The organism is Oleiphilus sp. HI0067, assembly GCF_001635735.1.
The window spans coordinates 1-787 of sequence record NZ_LWFI01000276.1 but is presented as its reverse complement, the minus strand read 5'-3'; the positions used below and the strand labels follow the sequence as shown (position 1 = coordinate 787).

The 787-nt window shown below is 46.5% G+C and carries 1 protein-coding gene; it reads left to right on the top strand.

Annotation, left to right across the window (positions count from 1 at the left end):
- Positions 1-787: efflux RND transporter permease subunit (locus A3739_RS03440; protein ID WP_197472013.1), on the top strand; the 787-nt coding region annotated here is incomplete at both ends.

Below are 787 nucleotides of genomic sequence, written 5' to 3'. Positions count from 1 at the left end.
GCTTCTGATTTTTATTGCCGGTTTGATTGCAGTATTTCAACTTCCGATTACCGAATATCCTGAAGTTGTTCCACCAACTGTCGTGGTCAATGCAAGCTATCCTGGTGCAAATCCAGAAACGATGGCTGAAACCGTTGCAACGCCTTTAGAGCAAGCCATCAATGGTGTTGAAGGCATGCTGTACATGGCTTCGCAAGCAACATCTGATGGGGCTTTATCTATCACAGTTACGTTTGAGCTAGGAACTAACGTCGATGACGCGCAGGTTCAAGTTCAAAATAGGGTAGCGCGAGCGATTCCTCGACTACCGCAAGATGTTCAGCGCTTAGGTGTTACCACAACAAAGTCGTCTCCTGACCTCACGATGGTTGTTCATTTACTATCGCCTGATGATCGTTATGACATGTTGTATCTCTCGAACTTTGCGAAGTTGAAAGTACGCGATGAGTTAGCGCGTTTGGAAGGTGTCGGTAACGCACAGGTCTTTGGGGCAGGTGATTACGCCGTGCGTATTTGGTTGAACCCAGAGAAAGTTGCCGCATTAGGTATGACCACGACCGATGTTATCACCTCTATTCGTGAACAAAATCGCCAAGCAGCAGCGGGTACAATAGGTGCTCAACCAAGCGTTGAAGAGAATCCATTTCAGCTCTTGATCAAAGTGAAGGGGCGTTTAGAAAGCATCGAAGAGTTTGAAGACATCGTTCTTCGTGTTGGTAACAATGGCGCAATCACTCGACTTAAAGATGTTGCGCGTATTGAATTGGGTGCCAATACCTACGCTTTA